Genomic DNA, 16,936 nt, shown 5'->3' on the forward strand with positions numbered 1-16,936 from the left:
CGCCAGCGGCGGCGCGGCCGGTGTTGCCTCGGCGGCCGGTGCAGCGCTGACCGTGCCGGCCATCGCCGCCGCGCTGGCGCGCGCCCAAGCCTTGCGGCCCAGCCACCACGCGGACAGCAGCAACAGCGGCAGCACCAGCAGGTACAACGCCAGTTCGCTGGTGGTCGGCATGCGGTTGGTCTCGCGCCAGAACCAGATTGCACCGCCCCAGCTGCCGCCAAATGCGGCGCTGGTCACGGCGAGATTGCGCAGCCAGTTCATACCTTATACCTGATCCACGGTGGCTTGCTGGGTGGCGATCAAGGTCGCCCCGCACGAAGTCTTGTCGCCATGACGCGCCACCGGCTTACCGTCCACCAGCATGCTGGGGTCGCCGCTGGCGATGGTGCCGTCGCCATGGCGCGGGCAAGTGATCTTGTCGCCCACGCGCGCGATACCCTTGCCGCCGCTGTCGCTCATCTGCGAACACTCGACCACGGCGCCGTTGTGTGAAGTCTTGTCGCCCAAGACGATGACTGGTCCTGCCATGCTGCTCTCCTAGTTGTTCATTACGCCGGGCCGGCGCAGTTCCGTGTGCCCGAAATCCATCATCTTCCAGCGCCCGCCCCAGGTCAGGCCCAGCGACTCGGCCACTTCGCCGTACAGCTGGTAGCCGCGCATGGCCCACGGGTCGCGTTCCGAAATCACCAGCTTGCCGTCGCGCAGGAAGGCGCAGTCGGCGGCCAGGCCGTACTGGTGCCAGCTCTGGAAGGCGGCGGCATTGGTCACGCCGGATCCCATCGCGGCCAGCGCGTCCTGGCGCGCGGGACTGCGGTAGCCTTCCAGCAGCGCCATTTCATAGCCATATTTTTCCTTCATGATGCGGAAGGCCAGCAGCAGCCGCTGCGCGTAGACGCCGTCCAGCAGCGCCCAGTCGCGGCTGGCCGAGACCAGCATCGGGCGTTCCAGCTGTACCTCGGCGGTGGTGAACACCAGCGGCGGCAGGGCAGGCGGCGGCACCAGCTGCTCGCCGGCCAGCAGGCCTGCCACCTGCGTGTTGACCTCGCGGGTGGACGCCTCGTAACCGTTCAGTGCTGGTTTGCCAGCCAGCAGGAACGCAGCCAAGGGAGGCAGGCACAGCAGGGCCAGCCCGCCCAGGCACAGCAGATAGTGCTGGCCCAAAAAGTCACGCAGATTGCCGGCGGTGGCGTGGCCCGAGCGGCGCAGCGCATCGATGCCACTGCGCTGGCGCTCGGCGGCGCGCCCCAGTTTCCGCTGCAGCCGCGCGCCGGCGCCCTCCAGTGCCGCCAGCACGAACTCGCGCCCGGACGGGAACAGCACCATCCAGCTGATGAGGCAAGCCAGCAAAAAATAGAGAGTTACCGCCAGTAGCAACACGTTGCCCTCGAAGTCATTAAATGTCTAAAAAGCATTGCTTTGGAGTATATATTAGAGTTATGACAAGCCCGCGCACGATTGAAACTAGCCGTGCGGCATGATTTCTTTGAATGTTTTAAAGTGATGCGAAATTAATAAGGGAGCTAATTTTGCAAGGTGAAGAAAAACGCCCCGCGAGCAGTGGCCGTCCCAGCCTGCTGTCGACGGAACCGCCGGCTGTGGCCGACCGCGCCAGCATCCTGGATGGGCTGGAGCGCCGCCCAGCCACGGCATCGGCTGCCGGCGCGGTTGCGGCCGGGCGCAAGAAAGCGCTGTTAGCCGGTGGCGCCGCGGTGATTGCGCTGGTCGCCGTGGGTGTTGCGGCGCTGCTGAATTTCCAGCCCGAGCCGGGGCTGACCTTGCCGGCGGTGCCGGTGGCTACCGCACCGCAGCCTGCGCCGCCGGCGCCGGCTGCGGCCGTAGCTGCCGTGCCAGCCGCCACCATCGTCGAAGAGACGGCTGCCGTCAGCCCCCCGGCCGACAACACGCGCTCGCTGAAGGAAATGCTCAACGACACGCCGACCAAGCAGCCGAAAGATGAATTGACCGCCGCGCTGGAAAAGCCGCACGCGGCGCCTGCCAAGCCCAAGCTGGCCGAGCACAAGAAAGCCGACAAGCCGGTCAGGAAGCCAGTACAAGTGGCCAAGAAAGCCGAGACCAAGCCTAAAGCGCAACCTGACAGCGATGTCGCCTTGCTGGCGGCGCTGATGGCGCACGTTCAATCCGGCAAGCCGGCCAAGGAAACCGCGACTCCGGCCTCCCAACTCAAACAGTGCAGCCGGATGAGCGAAGCCGGCGCCGCCCAATGCCGCGAACATCTGTGCGCGACCACCGCCCGCAAGGAGCCTGAGTGCAAGTCGCAACCGGTGGCGGTAAAAACTGCTGCCGAATCATGAGCATCGCGCTGCTAGAACAAATCACTACCGCACTGGCCCAATTTTCCAGCGTCACGCGCTTGTACGAATTGACGCTGGATAATGGCGACAGCGCCGACCTCGGCGCGGGCGGTTTGCTGGTTGAAGCGTTTGCCGCTGATGACAGCGTGCAAGGCGTCGGCCCGCGCGATGTGATCGTGTTGTCGACCAACGCCTCGGTGCGGCTGGCGCCGCTGCTCGGGCGGCAGGCCGCGCTGGCGGTCAGCCTGGCAGATGGCAGCCGCACCCAATTCCACGGTGAGATCACGCAGGCAGCGATGCTGGGCAGCGAAGGCGGCCTGGCGCGCTTCCGCCTGCGCTTGACGCCGTGGCTGTGGCGCCTGGGCCAGGTGCGCAACAGCCGCGTGTGGCAAGACAAGACCGTGGTTGAAATCGTCGATGAAGTCTTCGAGGGCTACGCGCCGCGCGCGCAATGGCGCTGGAGCGAGGAGGCCGAGCCGTTCATGGCGGACGCGGTGGCGCGCAGCTATTGCTGCCAGTACCGCGAATCCGATCTCGACTTCGTGCAGCGCCTGCTGATCGAGGAAGGCCTGGGCTGGCGCTACGAGCAGCTGGAAGACGGCGTCGGCGTGGTGCTGTTTGCTGACAGCAGCCAGCCCAGCGCCACGCCGGAAGACGCCAGTAGCGAGGCGGGTGGCGGTATCCGCTACCACGGTGTGCGTGCTGGCGAGGCGGCCGATACCATTCAGGCTTTGCAATCGCGCCGCGCAGTCACGGCGTCGTTGACCACGCTGCTGAGCTACGACTACAAGGCCAAGCAGGCAGTCAACGCCAGCGCGCCATCGCGCCTGCAGTCGGGCAAGCTGCCGGCGCTGGAAAGCTACGACGTGCCGGGCCAGTACGCCTACGCTAACGCGGCGCAAGCCCAGCGCTATGCCGACCTCCAGATGCAAGGGCGCGAGGCTGCCGCCCAGCTGTGGCGTGGCCGTTCCACCGTGCGCACCATGGCCGCCGGCACGCGCTTTACGCTGACGCAAGGCCCGCTGACCACCGACGCCGCGCCAAGCTACGTGCTGCTGCGCGTGCGCAGCGTCGGCGTGAACAATCTGCCGTCGCCAGCGCAGCAAGCATTGGCCGAGCTGTTTGGCCCGTTGCCGGAATTGCTGGAAGAGGTCGCCATCGATGCGCCGGACGACTTTGCATTGACCATCGCCCAGGCGCGCGAAACTGGCTACGCCAACAGCTTTGAAGCGGTGGCGGCCGACGTCACCTGGCGTCCGCAACTGCCCGGCAGCGATGGCCGCAGCCATCCCAAGCCGACCGCGCGCGGCGCGCAAAGCGCCATCGTCATTGGCGCCGACGGCCTGGCGCAACCATCGGGCGCGGATGAACTGTATTGCGACAAGCTGGGCCGCGTGCGCATCCGCTACCACTGGCAAGACAACGGCGACGCTAACTGCTGGGTGCGCGTGGCGCAGCGCTCGGCAGGCGGCGGCATGGGCAGCCAGTTCCTGCCGCGCATCGGCCAGGAAGTGCTGGTGCAATTTATCGAGAACGATATCGACCGGCCCATCATCATCGGCGCGCTGTATAACGGTCAGGGCGAAGGCGGTATCGCGCCGACGCCGGGCGCGCAAAGCAGCGGCGGCGAAGAAACGCGCTTCCAGCCGGCGGCCGATCACGCGCCGTCGGCGCAAGGCAATCTGGCCGGCGGCAACAGCCCGCTGTGGCACGGCGCCTCGGCCGACAGCGCGGGGCACCGTAACGCCGCCGCCCAGTGGGGCGTGCGCAGCAAGGAGTTTGGCGGCTCGGGCTACAACCAGCTGCTGTTCGACGACACCGATGCGCAAGGCCGCGTGCAGCTGCGCTCGACCCACGCCGCCAGCGAACTCACGCTCGGCCACCTGATCCACAGCGCCGACAATTATCGCGGCAGCCTGCGCGGGCAGGGCGCGGAACTGCGCACCGATGCCTATGGCGCCGTGCGCGCCGGCGCTGGCTTGCTGATCAGCAGCTACAAGATCAACCACGGCGCCGAAGCGCGCGAACCGGCCGGTGACAACGCCGCCGGCATCGCGCTGCTCAAGCAAGCGGTCAAGCTGGGCGAGACCTTCAGCGAGGCCGCCAGGACGCATCAAACCGTTGCATTGGCCGGCCACATCGGCGCGGCCAAGGCCAACGCCAGCACGCTCGATCCGAAAGCGCCGCCGCTGCAAGCGATGCTGACGGCGGTGTCCGGCATGGTCGGCAACGCCAGTCTCGACGCAGCCAAGGCCGATGCCGCGGAAAAGAAAACGTCACCGGGCGACGACCAGCTGCCGCACGTCAGCACGCCGGTCATCGCCATCAGCGGCAAGCGCGGCATCGGCGTCACGTCGGGCGCGGCGGTGCAGCTGGCCAATGGCGAAACCATCTCGCTCATGAGCGGCAACGACAGCCAGTTCATGGTCGGCGGCCAACTGCGCGCGCACAGCGGCCAGGCCATCGGCGTGCTGGGCGGCGCCGTCAAGGCAGGAGAGGGCGGGCTGGGCCTGCAACTGATCGCCGCCAAGGACGCCATCGATATTCAGGCCCAGGCCGACGAACTGAAAGTGCAGGCGCGCGACGACATCAACATCGTCAGCGCCAATGCCAGCGTGGACTGGGCGGCGGCCAAGCGCATCAGCCTGTCGACGGCCGGCGGCGCCAACATCACCATTGATGGCGGCAACATCACGGTGCAGTGCCCGGGCAAGTTGACCATTCATGCGGGGAAGAAGAATTTCACCGGCCCCATGCGACTGGAAACGGAATTGCCACTGTTGCCCCGAAGTGACCTTCAAATGAAAAACAAATTCCCGTTCTCGCTATAGCCGAATATGCTAATCAGCCCTCCTTTTTTACCGCCCCGGCAGGCGGCACAAACAGATGACAATTGGCTCGCAGCCGCCATGATATGTGGGCAACCCGGAGATGGTGCTTTTCCAGTGAGTTATCACCTCGGCTGGCACGGCGGCGTGCACCTGACCGCGCCTGTTTCGGGCGCAAACACGGAGCGGGTGCGTGCGATTGCCGACGGTACCGTGGTATTCGCCCGACAACCCACCCCGCATACTGACGACGCCCATCATCCGCAAAATTATCGGGGATGGACTGACAACGGCTGCGTCCTACTGCGTCACGAGACAGCCATAGGTGAGGGGGCGAATGCCCAAGACATCGTATTCTTTTCACTGTATATGCATCTTGGATCAGTACAGCAGGGTATTGCCGCTGGCCGGCGCATCTATCGCAAGGCCGAACTGGGACAGGCGGGACAGATTTACGGAGAAACGAGCCGCAAGATCCATTTTGAACTGCTATGTGACGATGCCAATCTAGCAAAGCTGGTCGGAAGAATCAGCGGCGAGCTGGATACAAGCCGAGATGGCCGGGTGGATGCGACTTACGGCGCGGTATGTTTTTTATTGCCGGCTAACTCCCCGGTGTTTAGCCAGCAGCCGGTAGGCCACCTGGCAGCAGCGCATTTTCAGCCTCCTAAACCTAATGCCCGTGCACTCCTGCCGCCTTTGGTCGCGCTAACGGCCACCCACAACACGAGTGCGCCATTGATCGTCGAGCTGCGCTTCGCGGCCGGAGCCGGTGCACCGGGGCAAAGGGGCGGTTTGGCGATCACGACCCTGCAATTGAGCGGGGAGGTAGTCGGCCAGGTGCAACAGGAGCCAGAGGCGGAATACGGACTTTACGAACAAGCCGGCGCCATTAGCCGCGCGATACATGGTGCTGCCGTACCAGCTTCTGCGACCGTGTACGAACTGCTGCGATTTGGCCGTACTGTGAATAGTGCCCACGAGGCTGCGACCCCCAACACCGTTCCGCACTGGCGCAAGATTAGTTATCCCGGTGGCGAGGGTTGGGTCGATCTGAATACCCAAGGCATCCATAAATATAGCGATGCCGATTTCCCTCACTGGGATGGCTGGTCGTTGATTGATGACAGCAGTGACGGCAATAGCCGTTGCGATTCTGCGACCATTAAGGGGTGGCTGGACGCGAATGCTGACGGCAATGTCACCGTGAGCGAGGCGACTGCCGCAATGGCTGACGCACAGGTCGCCCGCAAACTTGCCAAAGCGATTTGCAAGTTCCCGTCGGAGTGGATCGCCAGCACGATTGATACACGTTGGGGCTGGCTGATGCAAGAGTCGGTGGAAAACACGCCGGCAATGAGTGCAGCCGACTTTCAGGAACTCAAGGCGCACATTACAGCGTTTTGTTTCGACGTTCCCGAGTTGACAAGCGCCACTTGGCATTGGCATCCCCTGGAGTTTATACGCCACTTCCGCAAGTGCGGCTGGTTGAGTTTGAATGAGTTGTGCCAATTGCTACCGCGCCGTTCCGGCAGCAACGCGCAGCAAGTGAGTGAAATCCCGTGGGCCACTGCGACAGCGCGCTTCACGCCTTATTATTTACACTTAAATACGACGATGCGGAAATACGGCATGGTATCGCGGATCAGGCAAACGCATTTTCTGGCGCAGACTTATATTGAAACCGCATTGTGGCGGACGATGGAGGAGCTGGGACGTGCCCACCAGCAGCGCAGGCGTAACGGCCAGTTGTATTGGCCAGCACCAGCAATGCAGTATTACCAGGCCTTCTATGGGCGCGGTGCGATGCAGTTGACTTGGGCCGGGAACTTCGACAAGTACGGCACATACCGCGCATTCGCCAATGTCGGTGCCAGTCATCAATACGTGGATAACCGGATTACCCGCACATCGACCCATTATTGGGGGGATCCGCGCGACAGTAACGGTGTGGTGGTGCGGCAGCCGCAAGTCTGGTGGCCGCGCTATGATCCGCATGACCTGGTCAGCGAGCCATTTTATGCCTGCGATTCTGCGGCGTTCTATTGGGTGTCAACCAACACCGGGGGAGGACGGTTAAATATTCACCGGGTTGCCGATCAAGGACTAACCACCGATGCGGTTGGCCGCGCTTCCGTGCTGGTCAACGGCGGAGGCTATGGTTTTTCGGAGCGCCAGGGCTATGCGGTTTATATCGACCGCTACCTGGGCGATGGTGTCGAGAGCGATCCCACTCGCACATTTGTCGTTACTTATAGAGGAAGAAATCACAATGTTTATGTCGACTTTACTGCCCAGCGTCCGCGTTAGAACGCGGCTGCGGTTATCCTTACTCGCGATGCTGGGCGGTGTGGCGCAAGTTGCATTCTGCGCGCATGCCGACCCGCGCACGGCCTCGGTTGATGAAGTGCGTGAAGTCCATTCTCGTATTGCATCGGTGTTTGCCAATCGCGATGATTTTCCTGAGGCCCCCGTTTCAATGTCCAGACTGGAAAAGAAACTTTACTGGTCCGGCAGTGGATCTGATGCCTTACTGCTACTTCCGCTCACTGTGCGTTTTCGTGGCGTGAGTAATTCCTACTGCCGCTTGGTAACGGCTAACTCCAAATCGGGCGAGTTAGCGCTGATACCGCTGCCTGCGCAAGCCAACTTTGACGATTGCAGCGGTATAGACCAGATTCGTTACGTGGACGTGAATGGCGATGGCTTGCTGGATGTGATCGAGACAGTCAAGGTGAAGTCTAATGTGCAGCAAGGTCAGGTCGCGACCTCGTTAGTGTATGTTTCGTCTCCGCTGCGTGCCGGTGGCTACTGTTATTCCGATGCCGCCAGCCGCCAGTTGGCTCCAGTTGACATGAAAAACGACGCCAGCGTGGCAAAGGCGCTGGAAAGCGCCAAGCAGCGGCTCGGCATCGTGCAGTTCGATTGCGATCACTAGGCTCAAACCCGAGCCGAAGCGGTGTCACAGAACCAGTTCGTGAGCTGCAAAGCGAAATTTTAAAGACAGTATCTTGCAAACCGTGCGCCATGTGAACAGCTGAGCCAGTATGGTTCTTGCATTATTGACAATATCGAGTTTCATGGTTGCCGCACTGCTCGAACAAATCACCGCTGCACTGGCCCAGTTTTCCAGCGTCACCCGTTTGTACGAATTGACGCTGGATGATGGCGACAGTGGCCATCGGCGTGCTGGGCGGCGCGGTCAAGGCCGGCGAGGGTGGGCTGGGCATGCAGCTGATCGCCGCCAAGGATGCTATTGACATCCAGGCTCAGGCCGACGAACTGAAAGTGCAGGCGCGCGACGACATCAACATCATCAGCGCCAACGCCAGCGTGGACTGGGCGGCGGCCAAGCGCATCAGCCTGTCCACCACCGACGGCGCTAACATCACCATCGACGGCGGCAACATCACGGTGCAGTGCCCGGGCAAGTTGATGATCCGCGCCGGGAAAAATCGTTCAGCGGCGCCGAAAGTGCTCAATACGTTATGCCAGCCCTTCCACGCAGTGTGTGTAAGGGATGTCTTCTTAACGCGGCGAAAAGCGATGCGATTGTCGCTCAGTGGGCCAAGCTGAATCCCGCGAAAGTGAAGCGGGGAGAGTCTTCCACCGAATGGGAAGCGCTGGAGAAGGCGCATAAGAAGGAAGTGCTGGATTCGATCAACCGCATGGGCAAGGCCAGCAAGTCCACGTGGGACTATGTCAACGAGTATTTTGACCAGCTATTCAAATGATAAAAAAAATTGTTACGTTATTGTTGTTGTCCGGGACGGTAGTTTGCCACGCGCAGAATGGCAGTGCGCCCAGCTTGGGTGAACGCTTGAATTCTGTTTTTGAACAGGTGGCCAAGAAAGCCGGTCTGGTGAAAGACTACGGCACGCCGAGAAAGGTCAATCGGGGCGCACGGCCTGAAATTATTTTGAAGGACAATACCATCACGTGGAATGGCAAGCCGCTAGCGCTCGGACAGTCCATTGAGGAGTGGCGCAAGGTCATCGGCAAGGGCGCGGTTTGTTCAGCCAGGAATGAACGGCCGGGCTGGTGCAAATGGGATGCCTTGGGGATTGAGATTGCCGGCAGCATTGGCAAGCCCAACCAGGTCGGTACGTTCAACGTCAATTTCAATCGCGCTGCGGATGAAGGTCTCTACGATCTGCGCGCGCGCGATGCGGCGGGAAAGCCGATTGATCCGGTGTGGCTGTCAAAGGGCGTGTTTCCCGGGTATCTCGAGTTCGACGGGTTTGGCATCGACAAACTGACCAAGTTTTGGGAGGTCCGCGCGAGCGTCGATCGCCAGCATGACTTGCGTTGTGGCTTGCGTGACTGCAGCCATCCATTGGGAGCGTTCGGAGAGTCTGCCGCTATCTATATGATCTTGATGTCGAATGACGAATATGGCGTGATTAAAGAGTTTGCGATTGCCAACGATAGCACTCACCAATGAAGTCGCGCGTGCTTAACAAGGCTATCTTCATTTGTGCGATTCACAGACATCATTTCAATTTTCGCAGCGATAGCTCGGCCCGATAGTTCTGCTCCTGAAGACGCTCTTTTGACGAGTCGAATTTAGCGCTGACCTCCTCCCATAGGGGCGTCTTGTCAGAAAGTTCGGTAAGGCGCTCGTTGGGCGTTTTTCCATCAAGAGAGCTATGTGGCCTGTCCCAGTTGTAGTAGTGCTGCCATTCCGCCAGCAAGTCGGGAAGCAGCGGATCTTTGATATCGATTGTGGAATAGAACTCGTCGAGATCAGTCCGCTGGGATCTCTCTACCTTCCCGTTTAAGTGAGGGATGCCGGTTTGATGGGGCGGAATTTAATCCCCCATTCGAGTAGCCGTTCTTGAAATTTTGTGGCGAAAAATTCGCGACCACGATCTGTTTGAATTCGTTGAATCGGAAACGGCATTTCTTCGATCACTGCATCGAAGAACTCCATCGTGTTGTCCGCAGTTCTGCGGCGATAGAGGCGTAGCACCTTGTAGCGCGTGCAGTCGTCAATGGCCGTGTACTGATAAATGTCAAGCGCGATCTTGCAAACGTCGATCTGTACACGGTCTCCTGATATGGGCCGGCTGTACCTGGTGATCTGTTTTCTGTAGGCCCGTTTGTGATTTAGGATTGGCTTGCCAATGCGTCCCAGGATCTTATGAATGGTCGCGGTCGATAGCGAATTTTCGTGCAAGCGCCGTAGCTCATTTTGGATTCGACGATGTCCAAGTTTGCGCTTGCGGAGGTCTGCAATCAGCTTCTCATGCGCTGGCAGTACCTTCTTGGAAGGAGAAGACTTGGGACGGCGGCTCTGTTCCTGGAGGCCCGCTCCTCCAAGTTCTTGATACCGGGTCCACCACTTACGCAGCGTTGGTCGAGAGATGCCGCAACGCAGGCATACAACGGCTGCGTTGCCGAGTTCCTCATACAGCTGAACCCATCGTAACCGCTTCCGGATGTCGTCGTTCATGACACTATTTTAGTTAAAATGATGTCTATGAATCACACATCAATTAAAGCCAGGAAACTAAGATGCAGAGTTATGACCATGAGTACTTCTTCATCAAAAAGAAGAAGGATGATCGGTTGCCGTCCTTGACGCCAGACGAAAATATGGTGCGAGCGGTGGTGCGCAGGCCAGCTTCGAAAAAATCGAATGGCGCATGCGTAAAGGGCTTGAGCCCGAGCAGGGAAGGAGGCCATCAGAAAAAGAGACTACTGGATTCACGCATCACATGGTAAGGGAAGAAGGCAAAAATAAAATATTCGTGGGCGGGGAAACTAAAGTAGAAACGATGTACGGTCCAGCTGGTGGCAGCGTGGTGACTTACGATACTAGTTTCTGGGAAATCCAGTGTGCTAAGCAGGATGGGCTGGGGGATGGCACGGTCCCAGTTAGTTCTGGGGAGGCCCCACGTAATGCGGGTGGCTCACATATTAAGCAACAATTCCGTCTACAAGGTTTTGCCCATGAGCCGTCGTATAAAAATCCCACGGCTCAGCGAGTAACACTCTATGCGATTACAAAAATCGCTTCGTTAGCAAAGCTATGAAACAAACTATTCTTCTAGTGTTCATCCTGTTAGTGGCTGGATGTGATGCGACGAAAAAAACCTCTGAAAAACTCAAAATGACTTCGGCAATGAACACACACTGCGTTGGCCATAGCCTTATCGACCTGCCCGACGGCTATGCCTCGAGTCCGGGGGCATTGGGCATTTTCGTACCGATCCAGGATAGGGTAACTGATGCCAGCATTGATCTGGTCGTCGAGGAAAAAACGAACCAGGCCGCATTTGCAAAGCTGGTGAAGGAGCGGCAAGTCGCCCTGGCCGGGGTTGATCACGGCAACATGGACAAGCTTGTTTTATCACAGGAGACAGGTGATGGCGGCATGCTATTTCGGGTGAACGAAATCGACGATGCCTATAAGAGCGAAGTTCATTGGCTGTTACATGATCGTCACCTCGTCGCTCGCATCGATTCGTACAACAATCAGGTGAAGAGTGCGGAGGCATTGCTGCTTGAATTTAAAAGCAATGTCGAATACATGAGATCCGCGAAAGAACTGCCGGGCGCTTTCTGTCTCGGGGAAATCGCTGTCAAGGGAAGATATCGGTCGGAGTCCGCAAGTCTTGGCTATCGAAGCAACGCTTCGAAGATCTCGTTTGCGTTGGACTTTGATACGTTCCGTAAAGACGATACCGAATCTTTGTTGCAGCGCGTGGGTGGCAAGGATTCTTTGCTGAGGAAATTTCAGGCAAAGGAGAAAGTGCTACGGAAAAAGGAACTTACGGTAGCAGGAATGCGCGCCCAGGAATGGGGAGCTTCTGTCCTGCTGGGGGATGACGACAGTGAGAAACAAGCGAGCTTCGCACTGGAAACGATGCGGCCCGTACCCTCCGTTAGCGCTCCTAAAATTCATCTCGAGATGAACGCACAAGGCAGTGATGCGCAAGATGAAGAGGGATTAATCACATTATGGGACAACGTCACCAAGACGATACGAATGCGCTGAACAGTAATGATGTACGCGTATTTGATCGGCTATCTGAATGATAAAGAAAACCATTTTCCTTGCGTTGTTCTCATGGATGTCGCAATGCCATGCGCAGAATGCTGATAGTGGGCCGGGCATGGCTTGCGCTGCGGCTTGCGCGATTGCCGTCAGCCGCTTGGCGCATTCGGCCCCAATGCCAATATTTACATGAGAATGACAACCAACGATGAGCATGGTTCGCTGCGTGAACTGGCGATCACGTTAGATAGCAATTCATGATGAGTGCAGTTTTCCGTTTTCTTCTGTTCCTTGCACTACTGGCCTCGTGTCGCGCTGGTAACGCACAGTCATTGGGCGAGCGCTTGGGGCAGGCTTTTGAGAAAGCCGCCAACACGACGGGAGCGGCGAAAAATTATGGGAAGGTCAGGAGAGTCGCCAGGGGAGCCAAGCCGACGCTGGTTCTCAGGGATGGCGACATCTATTTCAATGATAACTTGCTGTCGCTTGGGGCCAGCATCGACAGCTGGAAAAAAATTATCGGCAGTGGCAGCGTGTGCAGTCCTGAGAATGAATGGCCTAAATGGTGCAAGTGGGACGCGCTGGGAATCGAGATCGGGACGGGAGCGCATAAAACTGACAGCGTCAAATTCTTGAATATCTATTTTAATCCCGAGCTTAAGGATGCCGATGAATTTCCAGATGTGGACAAGAGCGGTAATCCCGTGGTGCGACCATGGATCGTCAACGGTGTTTTCCCCGGATATTTTGAGTTCGATAATTTTGGTATAGACCGGCATACTAAATTCTGGGAGATCCGTGCGAGCGTGGAGCACAAGCATGATCTTCGCTGCGGACTCAGAGATTGCAGCCAGCCGTTAGGATTACTTAAGGCTGGTGTCGGCATCTATCTGCTGTTGAATCGCAATGATGAATATGGCGAATTGCGAACGTTCAGCATTACGGCCTTGGCGAGGCCGGAATGAAGCAGAATTATTGAGTGGCGTACTTTCGTGCCAAGCGGATGCCGTCGCTTGCTTTGCGGCTTGGCTTTTTGCGGCTGTCTTCGCCGGCCACTGACTCGTTGAGCTGGGTGTCGGCGAGGTAGTGGCCGGTTTGGCTTTTGTAGACGTAGAAGAATTGCTCGTAGCTCTCGTTGCGGGTGTCGCGGTCGGTGTAGATGAAGACGAGGTAGTCTCTGCCTGCCAGCTTGAACGCGGCCACGTCGTTGATGCCGGCGCAGTGCGGATACTGTTCTCCTGGCTCGGTCGACAATATGTCGATGAACTTGGGCGCGCTGGCGGTGCCGGCCAGTAGTCCGCAACTCGGGACGTTGGCGCCGTTGGCGTAGTAGGTCAACGGCGCGATATCGTTGGCCGGTATCGTGAGCCGGGCTTTGCTGTCGTAGGCGGTCCAGCCGCGCTGGGCCAGGTATTTTGCTACGTCGGGGCCGCTTGCGGCGCTTGCGGTTTTCAGCGCAAGCAGGCTAAGCAGCAGGCAGATTTGTTTCATCAACGGTCCAGCTGCGATGACTTGGCAAGTTCCAGGTCGTTGTTGTCGTAGTACAGCGATTCCACCAGCCACCCGGCTTTTTTATCGTAGACGAAGTTGTAGTCTTCGATGCGGGTCGGGCCGATGAAGGCGCATTTGGCGCTGTCGAATCTGGTTTGCGGGATGTATTCCTTGCCGGTCGATTTTTTCATCGCGGTCAGCATGGCGATTTCGGTATCGGCTGGACCGCGCTGGAACAGTTCGGTGTAGTTCTTGATGAATACCGGCCGGGAAATTTTCATCGATTTCATCCCGTCCATCGGCGGCAGCAGTTGTACCGGGAATTTATAGTAGCGCGCCACTTGCTCGGGCTGGCCAGTCAGGGTGGCGGTGCGGAACGATTGCCAGGTAGAGCGCAGCAGCGCCGGATCGGGCGCGCTGCACGGCTCGGCGCTGGCTGGCGAGTTCAGGCATCCTGCCAGGCTTACGGCGCACAGCGTCAGCATCAGGGACTGCTTCATTTACGTTTTTCCTTTTCGGTAGGCCAGCGGTACGATACCAGATGCAGGGCGGGATCGTCGGCGGGGTCGACGGTCCAGCCGGCAAAGTCCCTGACCATGCGCGAGAAGTTGCCGCTCAGGAGGCGTACCACTTTCACCTTTCTGAATTTCTTTTTGGTTTTCTTGGTGATGGTGCCGTCTTTGCCTTTGACTTCGACTTCCTCGACGCCATCCTCGACATTTTTTTCCGTCGTGCCGGTGTAAAAACCAACGTGATACTCCGGTTTGGTGGAGCGGGTGACAACGGTGATGGCGCCGTAGCGCGGTTCACTCAGTTGCTCGCCCCAATTCTTCCACGACACGGCTTGCGCATCGTCGGTGCCGATGTAGCCAGCTTGTTCCATACACCAGTTGGTGAATGACGAGCACCATGCCGTGCCGTCGTCGCGCGCCGCATCGCGGTCCAGCGAGGTGGTCTGCAGGTATTTAACGATGTCCGGGTTGTTGAAGCGTTGCTCAATCTTCAGCATTTCGGCGTCGGCATCGGCGTAGGCTTTTTGCTGACTGGTGATGGCGGCCTGCAGTTCTGCCACTTTGGCGGCGTCCACCGGTTTCTTTTTCTGCTCGATGCCCAGCTGCTTGTGCGCGGCTTTTTCAGCTTTTTTGGCAGCCTCGCGCGCAGCGTGCTGTGCCTTCCAATCAGGGTTAGTCTTGTGGTCATCTCTGTTTTCGATGACTTTCTCGGCGCCTTCCTTGCCTTGCTCCTTGAGGGCGAATGGCATCCACGGCGCGTCGGTGCTGGCCGCAACCGTCTTGACGGCTGGCTGTTCGGCGGTCTGGACTTTCTCTTCGACCTTGAGTTTCTTGGTGTCCTTGTTGGGCAGGCTGCTGCCGATGACTTGCTGGCGCGCCGGGCCGGGCGCGCTGGTGGGTGTGCTCAGCGGCGTTTCCGGGAATTTCGGACGGGTGTAGAACTGCTTCACGTAGGCGAAGGAGGTCATGTAGACGGCGTTCCAGCCGAGGTCTTTTTTCACGGCGGCCACGATGTCTTCGAAGGTGATGTCGCGGCTCGGCGTTGGCTTGGGTGCGGCTTTTTCCTTGGCCGCTTGGGCGGCGGCGTCGAAGACGTTGGTTGGGGCTGGCGGTTTGGCCGGCGACGCGGGCTTGGGGGCAGGCGTCGGCGCTGGTTCTGGCGCAGTGGCTGCGCCGCCGGTGTTTTCGGGCGTCGGCTTCCAGCCGTTGTCGGGCGCGGGGAAGGCTTGGGCGATCTGCTCGCCGTCGTGGGTCTGCAGGACGTGCTGGTTGCCGTCTTCAGGCATGCCTTCTTTGCTGACGGCGTCGTTGTAGGCTTCAACGTCGATGCGCGGGATCAAGATCGTCACCGGCTCTTGCGACTCGGAGCTGATTTCGGGGACTTTGCCGTCGGCGCCGGTGGTCATTTCTCTGGCGCTGACTTCCCATTCGATGCCCTCGTCGGCAGGAGCGGGCGCATTGTCGCTTGCGGCGGTTTCGGCGGCCGGCGTGGATGCCGGTGCAATCGGCGTCGGCTCGGCGGATGGCGCAGGTGCGGGCGTCGCATCAGCTGCCGGCGGCGCTGCTGCCGCTGGCGCGGCGGGCTTGGCCGGGCCTGCCGGCTTAGGCGTCTTGGTCACGACGATCACCTTACGGCTGCCCATCGGCTTGCCCATGATGTCGTTCAGCTGCACCACCAGTCCATGCGAGGCGTTGAGGATGGCTTCGATACGCTCGGCCTCGTCCACCACGGTTTTGGAATCCGGGTAGCGCTTGTTCTGCTCCAGCTCGGAAAATTCCTTGGGATGCCAGGTTTCTTTCTTGTGCTTGCCATTGCCGACCGGGACCATCTCGCGGTTACGAGTGGAGAACTCGCCATAGTGATAGCGGTAGTAGATCAGCGGTTCAAACTTGCCGGCGGCCGAGCCGTAGTCCTTGATGGTTTCGGCCTTGAGGTCGCGGAAGTAGCCCAGTCCGGCCTTGATGCTGGAGCGCGCGTCAAAGCGGTTGCTGTCGTTGACGCCGTAGGTAGCCGCCGTCTTGTCGATCACCTGCGCGATGCCGGACGCGGTCCCGTTCGGATTGGCCGCATCCGGATTGAACGACGACTCGCGCTTGGCGATGGCGATGTAATAGGCGAGGTCGCGGTTGTTGAAACCCATCTTGCGGGCTTCTTCAATGATGATGTCGATGACTTTCTGCTGCACCTCGGGCGGCACCTCGAAGCCGCGCCGGCCGCTGCCAGACAGCGGCTTGCTCTTGTCGATCGGCTCGTTGAAATGAGTATCGGTCATTGCGGTTGTGGATCTTCAAGCACGGTGTTGTTGATCGGGTAGCGCGGCGCCAGCTTCCACGATGGTTCGCGCAGGCGAATCTCGCGCTGCTCGCTGACCGGCGTCGATTTCCACTTGCTGCCATAGCGCCGCCAGCGGCCGTCGAGTCCCACCAGGGCCTGGAGTTCGCAGGTGTCGCAATTGCCGCCGGTATCCAGGTTCACTAGCAGATAACGTTGCTTGCCGGTTTCCACGCAACGCAGGGCGGATGCGATATGGAAGTCATCTCCGACCGGTTCCTGCTCCAGCAAATCGCGCTTGACGGTCTGCTTGCCCGGCTGCGTGATCACAAGCTCCTGCTCGGTGCAGCCGTCATTGACTTGTACCACGGCGTTGGCGCGATGCGAGACCTCGCAGTACGAGCGCACCACCACTTTGGCGTCGCCGCACTGGGTTTCGTTCTTGAACCAGAACATCTCGGGCTCTGTTGCCAGTGCGGTAGCGGCGCAGGACCACAGCATGGCGGCGGAAATCATCT

Annotated in this window: 15 protein-coding genes and 3 pseudogenes; 10 read left to right on the forward strand and 8 right to left on the reverse strand. The window is 59.4% G+C overall.

Annotated elements, in window-relative coordinates; all coding sequences use genetic code 11:
• The 3 genes and pseudogenes from GTP45_RS08660 to GTP45_RS08670 form a co-directional block, all read right to left on the reverse strand.
• A pseudogene (locus tag GTP45_RS08660) lies at positions 1–261 on the reverse strand (hypothetical protein); the annotation flags it as partial.
• Between the two features lie 3 nt (positions 262–264).
• Positions 265–528 carry a PAAR domain-containing protein gene (locus GTP45_RS08665; RefSeq protein WP_161013489.1) on the reverse strand — a complete coding sequence of 88 codons (264 nt, stop codon included), beginning with the start codon at positions 526–528 and terminating at the stop codon, positions 265–267.
• A gap of 9 nt (positions 529–537) precedes the next feature.
• Positions 538–1,377, reverse strand: coding sequence for a M15 family metallopeptidase (locus GTP45_RS08670; protein WP_371874426.1), 840 nt, complete (start codon positions 1,375–1,377; stop codon positions 538–540).
• A 149-nt stretch (positions 1,378–1,526) separates the two neighbouring features.
• Between GTP45_RS08670 and GTP45_RS08675 the strand changes: the two genes are divergently transcribed.
• The 7 genes and pseudogenes from GTP45_RS08675 (at position 1,527) to GTP45_RS08700 (ending at position 9,584) form a co-directional block, all read left to right on the forward strand.
• Positions 1,527–2,312 (forward strand): hypothetical protein, encoded by a 786-nt coding sequence (locus GTP45_RS08675; protein WP_161013490.1) that lies wholly within the window; start codon positions 1,527–1,529, stop codon positions 2,310–2,312.
• The gene (locus GTP45_RS08680) at positions 2,309–5,143 is read left to right on the forward strand and encodes a type VI secretion system Vgr family protein (protein WP_161013491.1); all 2,835 of its coding nucleotides are present in this window, start codon (positions 2,309–2,311) and stop codon (positions 5,141–5,143) included. Before GTP45_RS08675 ends, GTP45_RS08680 begins: the two co-directional genes overlap by 4 nt.
• 114 nt (positions 5,144–5,257) lie before the next feature.
• A complete protein-coding gene (locus GTP45_RS08685) occupies positions 5,258–7,450 on the forward strand; it encodes a M23 family metallopeptidase (RefSeq protein ID WP_161013492.1) in 2,193 nt (730 codons plus the stop codon).
• Positions 7,419–8,078 carry a hypothetical protein gene (locus GTP45_RS08690; protein WP_161013493.1) on the forward strand — a complete coding sequence of 220 codons (660 nt, stop codon included), beginning with the start codon at positions 7,419–7,421 and terminating at the stop codon, positions 8,076–8,078. The genes GTP45_RS08685 and GTP45_RS08690 overlap by 32 nt, the downstream gene beginning before the upstream one ends.
• Positions 8,079–8,317: 239 nt before the next feature.
• Positions 8,318–8,691 (forward strand): annotated as a pseudogene (locus tag GTP45_RS28575) (DUF2345 domain-containing protein); the annotation flags it as partial.
• Between the two features lie 36 nt (positions 8,692–8,727).
• Entirely contained in the window at positions 8,728–8,874 is a 147-nt protein-coding gene (locus GTP45_RS28580; protein ID WP_229258439.1) for a hypothetical protein, read from the forward strand.
• Positions 8,871–9,584, forward strand: coding sequence for a DUF7738 domain-containing protein (locus GTP45_RS08700; protein WP_161013494.1), 714 nt, complete (start codon positions 8,871–8,873; stop codon positions 9,582–9,584). The genes GTP45_RS28580 and GTP45_RS08700 overlap by 4 nt, the downstream gene beginning before the upstream one ends.
• Positions 9,585–9,633: 49 nt before the next feature.
• Here GTP45_RS08700 and GTP45_RS08705 read toward each other — a convergent pair.
• Positions 9,634–10,595 (reverse strand): annotated as a pseudogene (locus GTP45_RS08705) (IS481 family transposase).
• 193 nt (positions 10,596–10,788) lie between these two features.
• Between GTP45_RS08705 and GTP45_RS08710 the strand changes: the two are divergent.
• The 3 genes from GTP45_RS08710 to GTP45_RS08720 all read left to right on the forward strand — a co-directional run bounded on the left by GTP45_RS08710 (position 10,789) and on the right by GTP45_RS08720 (position 13,108).
• On the forward strand, positions 10,789–11,178 hold the full coding sequence (locus tag GTP45_RS08710; RefSeq protein ID WP_161013495.1) for a hypothetical protein: 390 nt from the start codon (positions 10,789–10,791) through the stop codon (positions 11,176–11,178).
• Positions 11,175–12,143, forward strand: coding sequence for a T6SS immunity protein Tli4 family protein (locus tag GTP45_RS08715; protein WP_161013496.1), 969 nt, complete (start codon positions 11,175–11,177; stop codon positions 12,141–12,143). The genes GTP45_RS08710 and GTP45_RS08715 overlap by 4 nt, the downstream gene beginning before the upstream one ends.
• A gap of 257 nt (positions 12,144–12,400) precedes the next feature.
• The gene (locus tag GTP45_RS08720; RefSeq protein WP_161013497.1) at positions 12,401–13,108 is read left to right on the forward strand and encodes a DUF7738 domain-containing protein; all 708 of its coding nucleotides are present in this window, start codon (positions 12,401–12,403) and stop codon (positions 13,106–13,108) included.
• A gap of 7 nt (positions 13,109–13,115) precedes the next feature.
• Here the strand turns inward: GTP45_RS08720 and GTP45_RS08725 are convergent, their stop codons facing one another.
• Genes GTP45_RS08725 through GTP45_RS08740 form a run of 4 tightly spaced genes read right to left on the reverse strand, consistent with a single transcriptional unit; the run spans position 13,116 to position 16,934 of the window.
• Positions 13,116–13,634 carry a hypothetical protein gene (locus tag GTP45_RS08725; protein ID WP_161013498.1) on the reverse strand — a complete coding sequence of 173 codons (519 nt, stop codon included), beginning with the start codon at positions 13,632–13,634 and terminating at the stop codon, positions 13,116–13,118.
• A complete protein-coding gene (locus GTP45_RS08730; RefSeq protein ID WP_161013499.1) occupies positions 13,634–14,134 on the reverse strand; it encodes a hypothetical protein in 501 nt (166 codons plus the stop codon). The genes GTP45_RS08725 and GTP45_RS08730 overlap by 1 nt, the downstream gene beginning before the upstream one ends.
• Entirely contained in the window at positions 14,131–16,419 is a 2,289-nt protein-coding gene (locus GTP45_RS28965) for a TIGR02594 family protein (protein WP_161013500.1), read from the reverse strand. The genes GTP45_RS08730 and GTP45_RS28965 overlap by 4 nt, the downstream gene beginning before the upstream one ends.
• Positions 16,416–16,934 (reverse strand): hypothetical protein, encoded by a 519-nt coding sequence (locus tag GTP45_RS08740; RefSeq protein ID WP_161013501.1) that lies wholly within the window; start codon positions 16,932–16,934, stop codon positions 16,416–16,418. Before GTP45_RS08740 ends, GTP45_RS28965 begins: the two co-directional genes overlap by 4 nt.
• Positions 16,935–16,936: the final 2 nt, after the last annotated feature.

Source organism: Duganella rivi (assembly GCF_009857435.1).
Taxonomy (GTDB): Bacteria; Pseudomonadota; Gammaproteobacteria; order Burkholderiales; family Burkholderiaceae_D; genus Rugamonas; species Rugamonas rivi.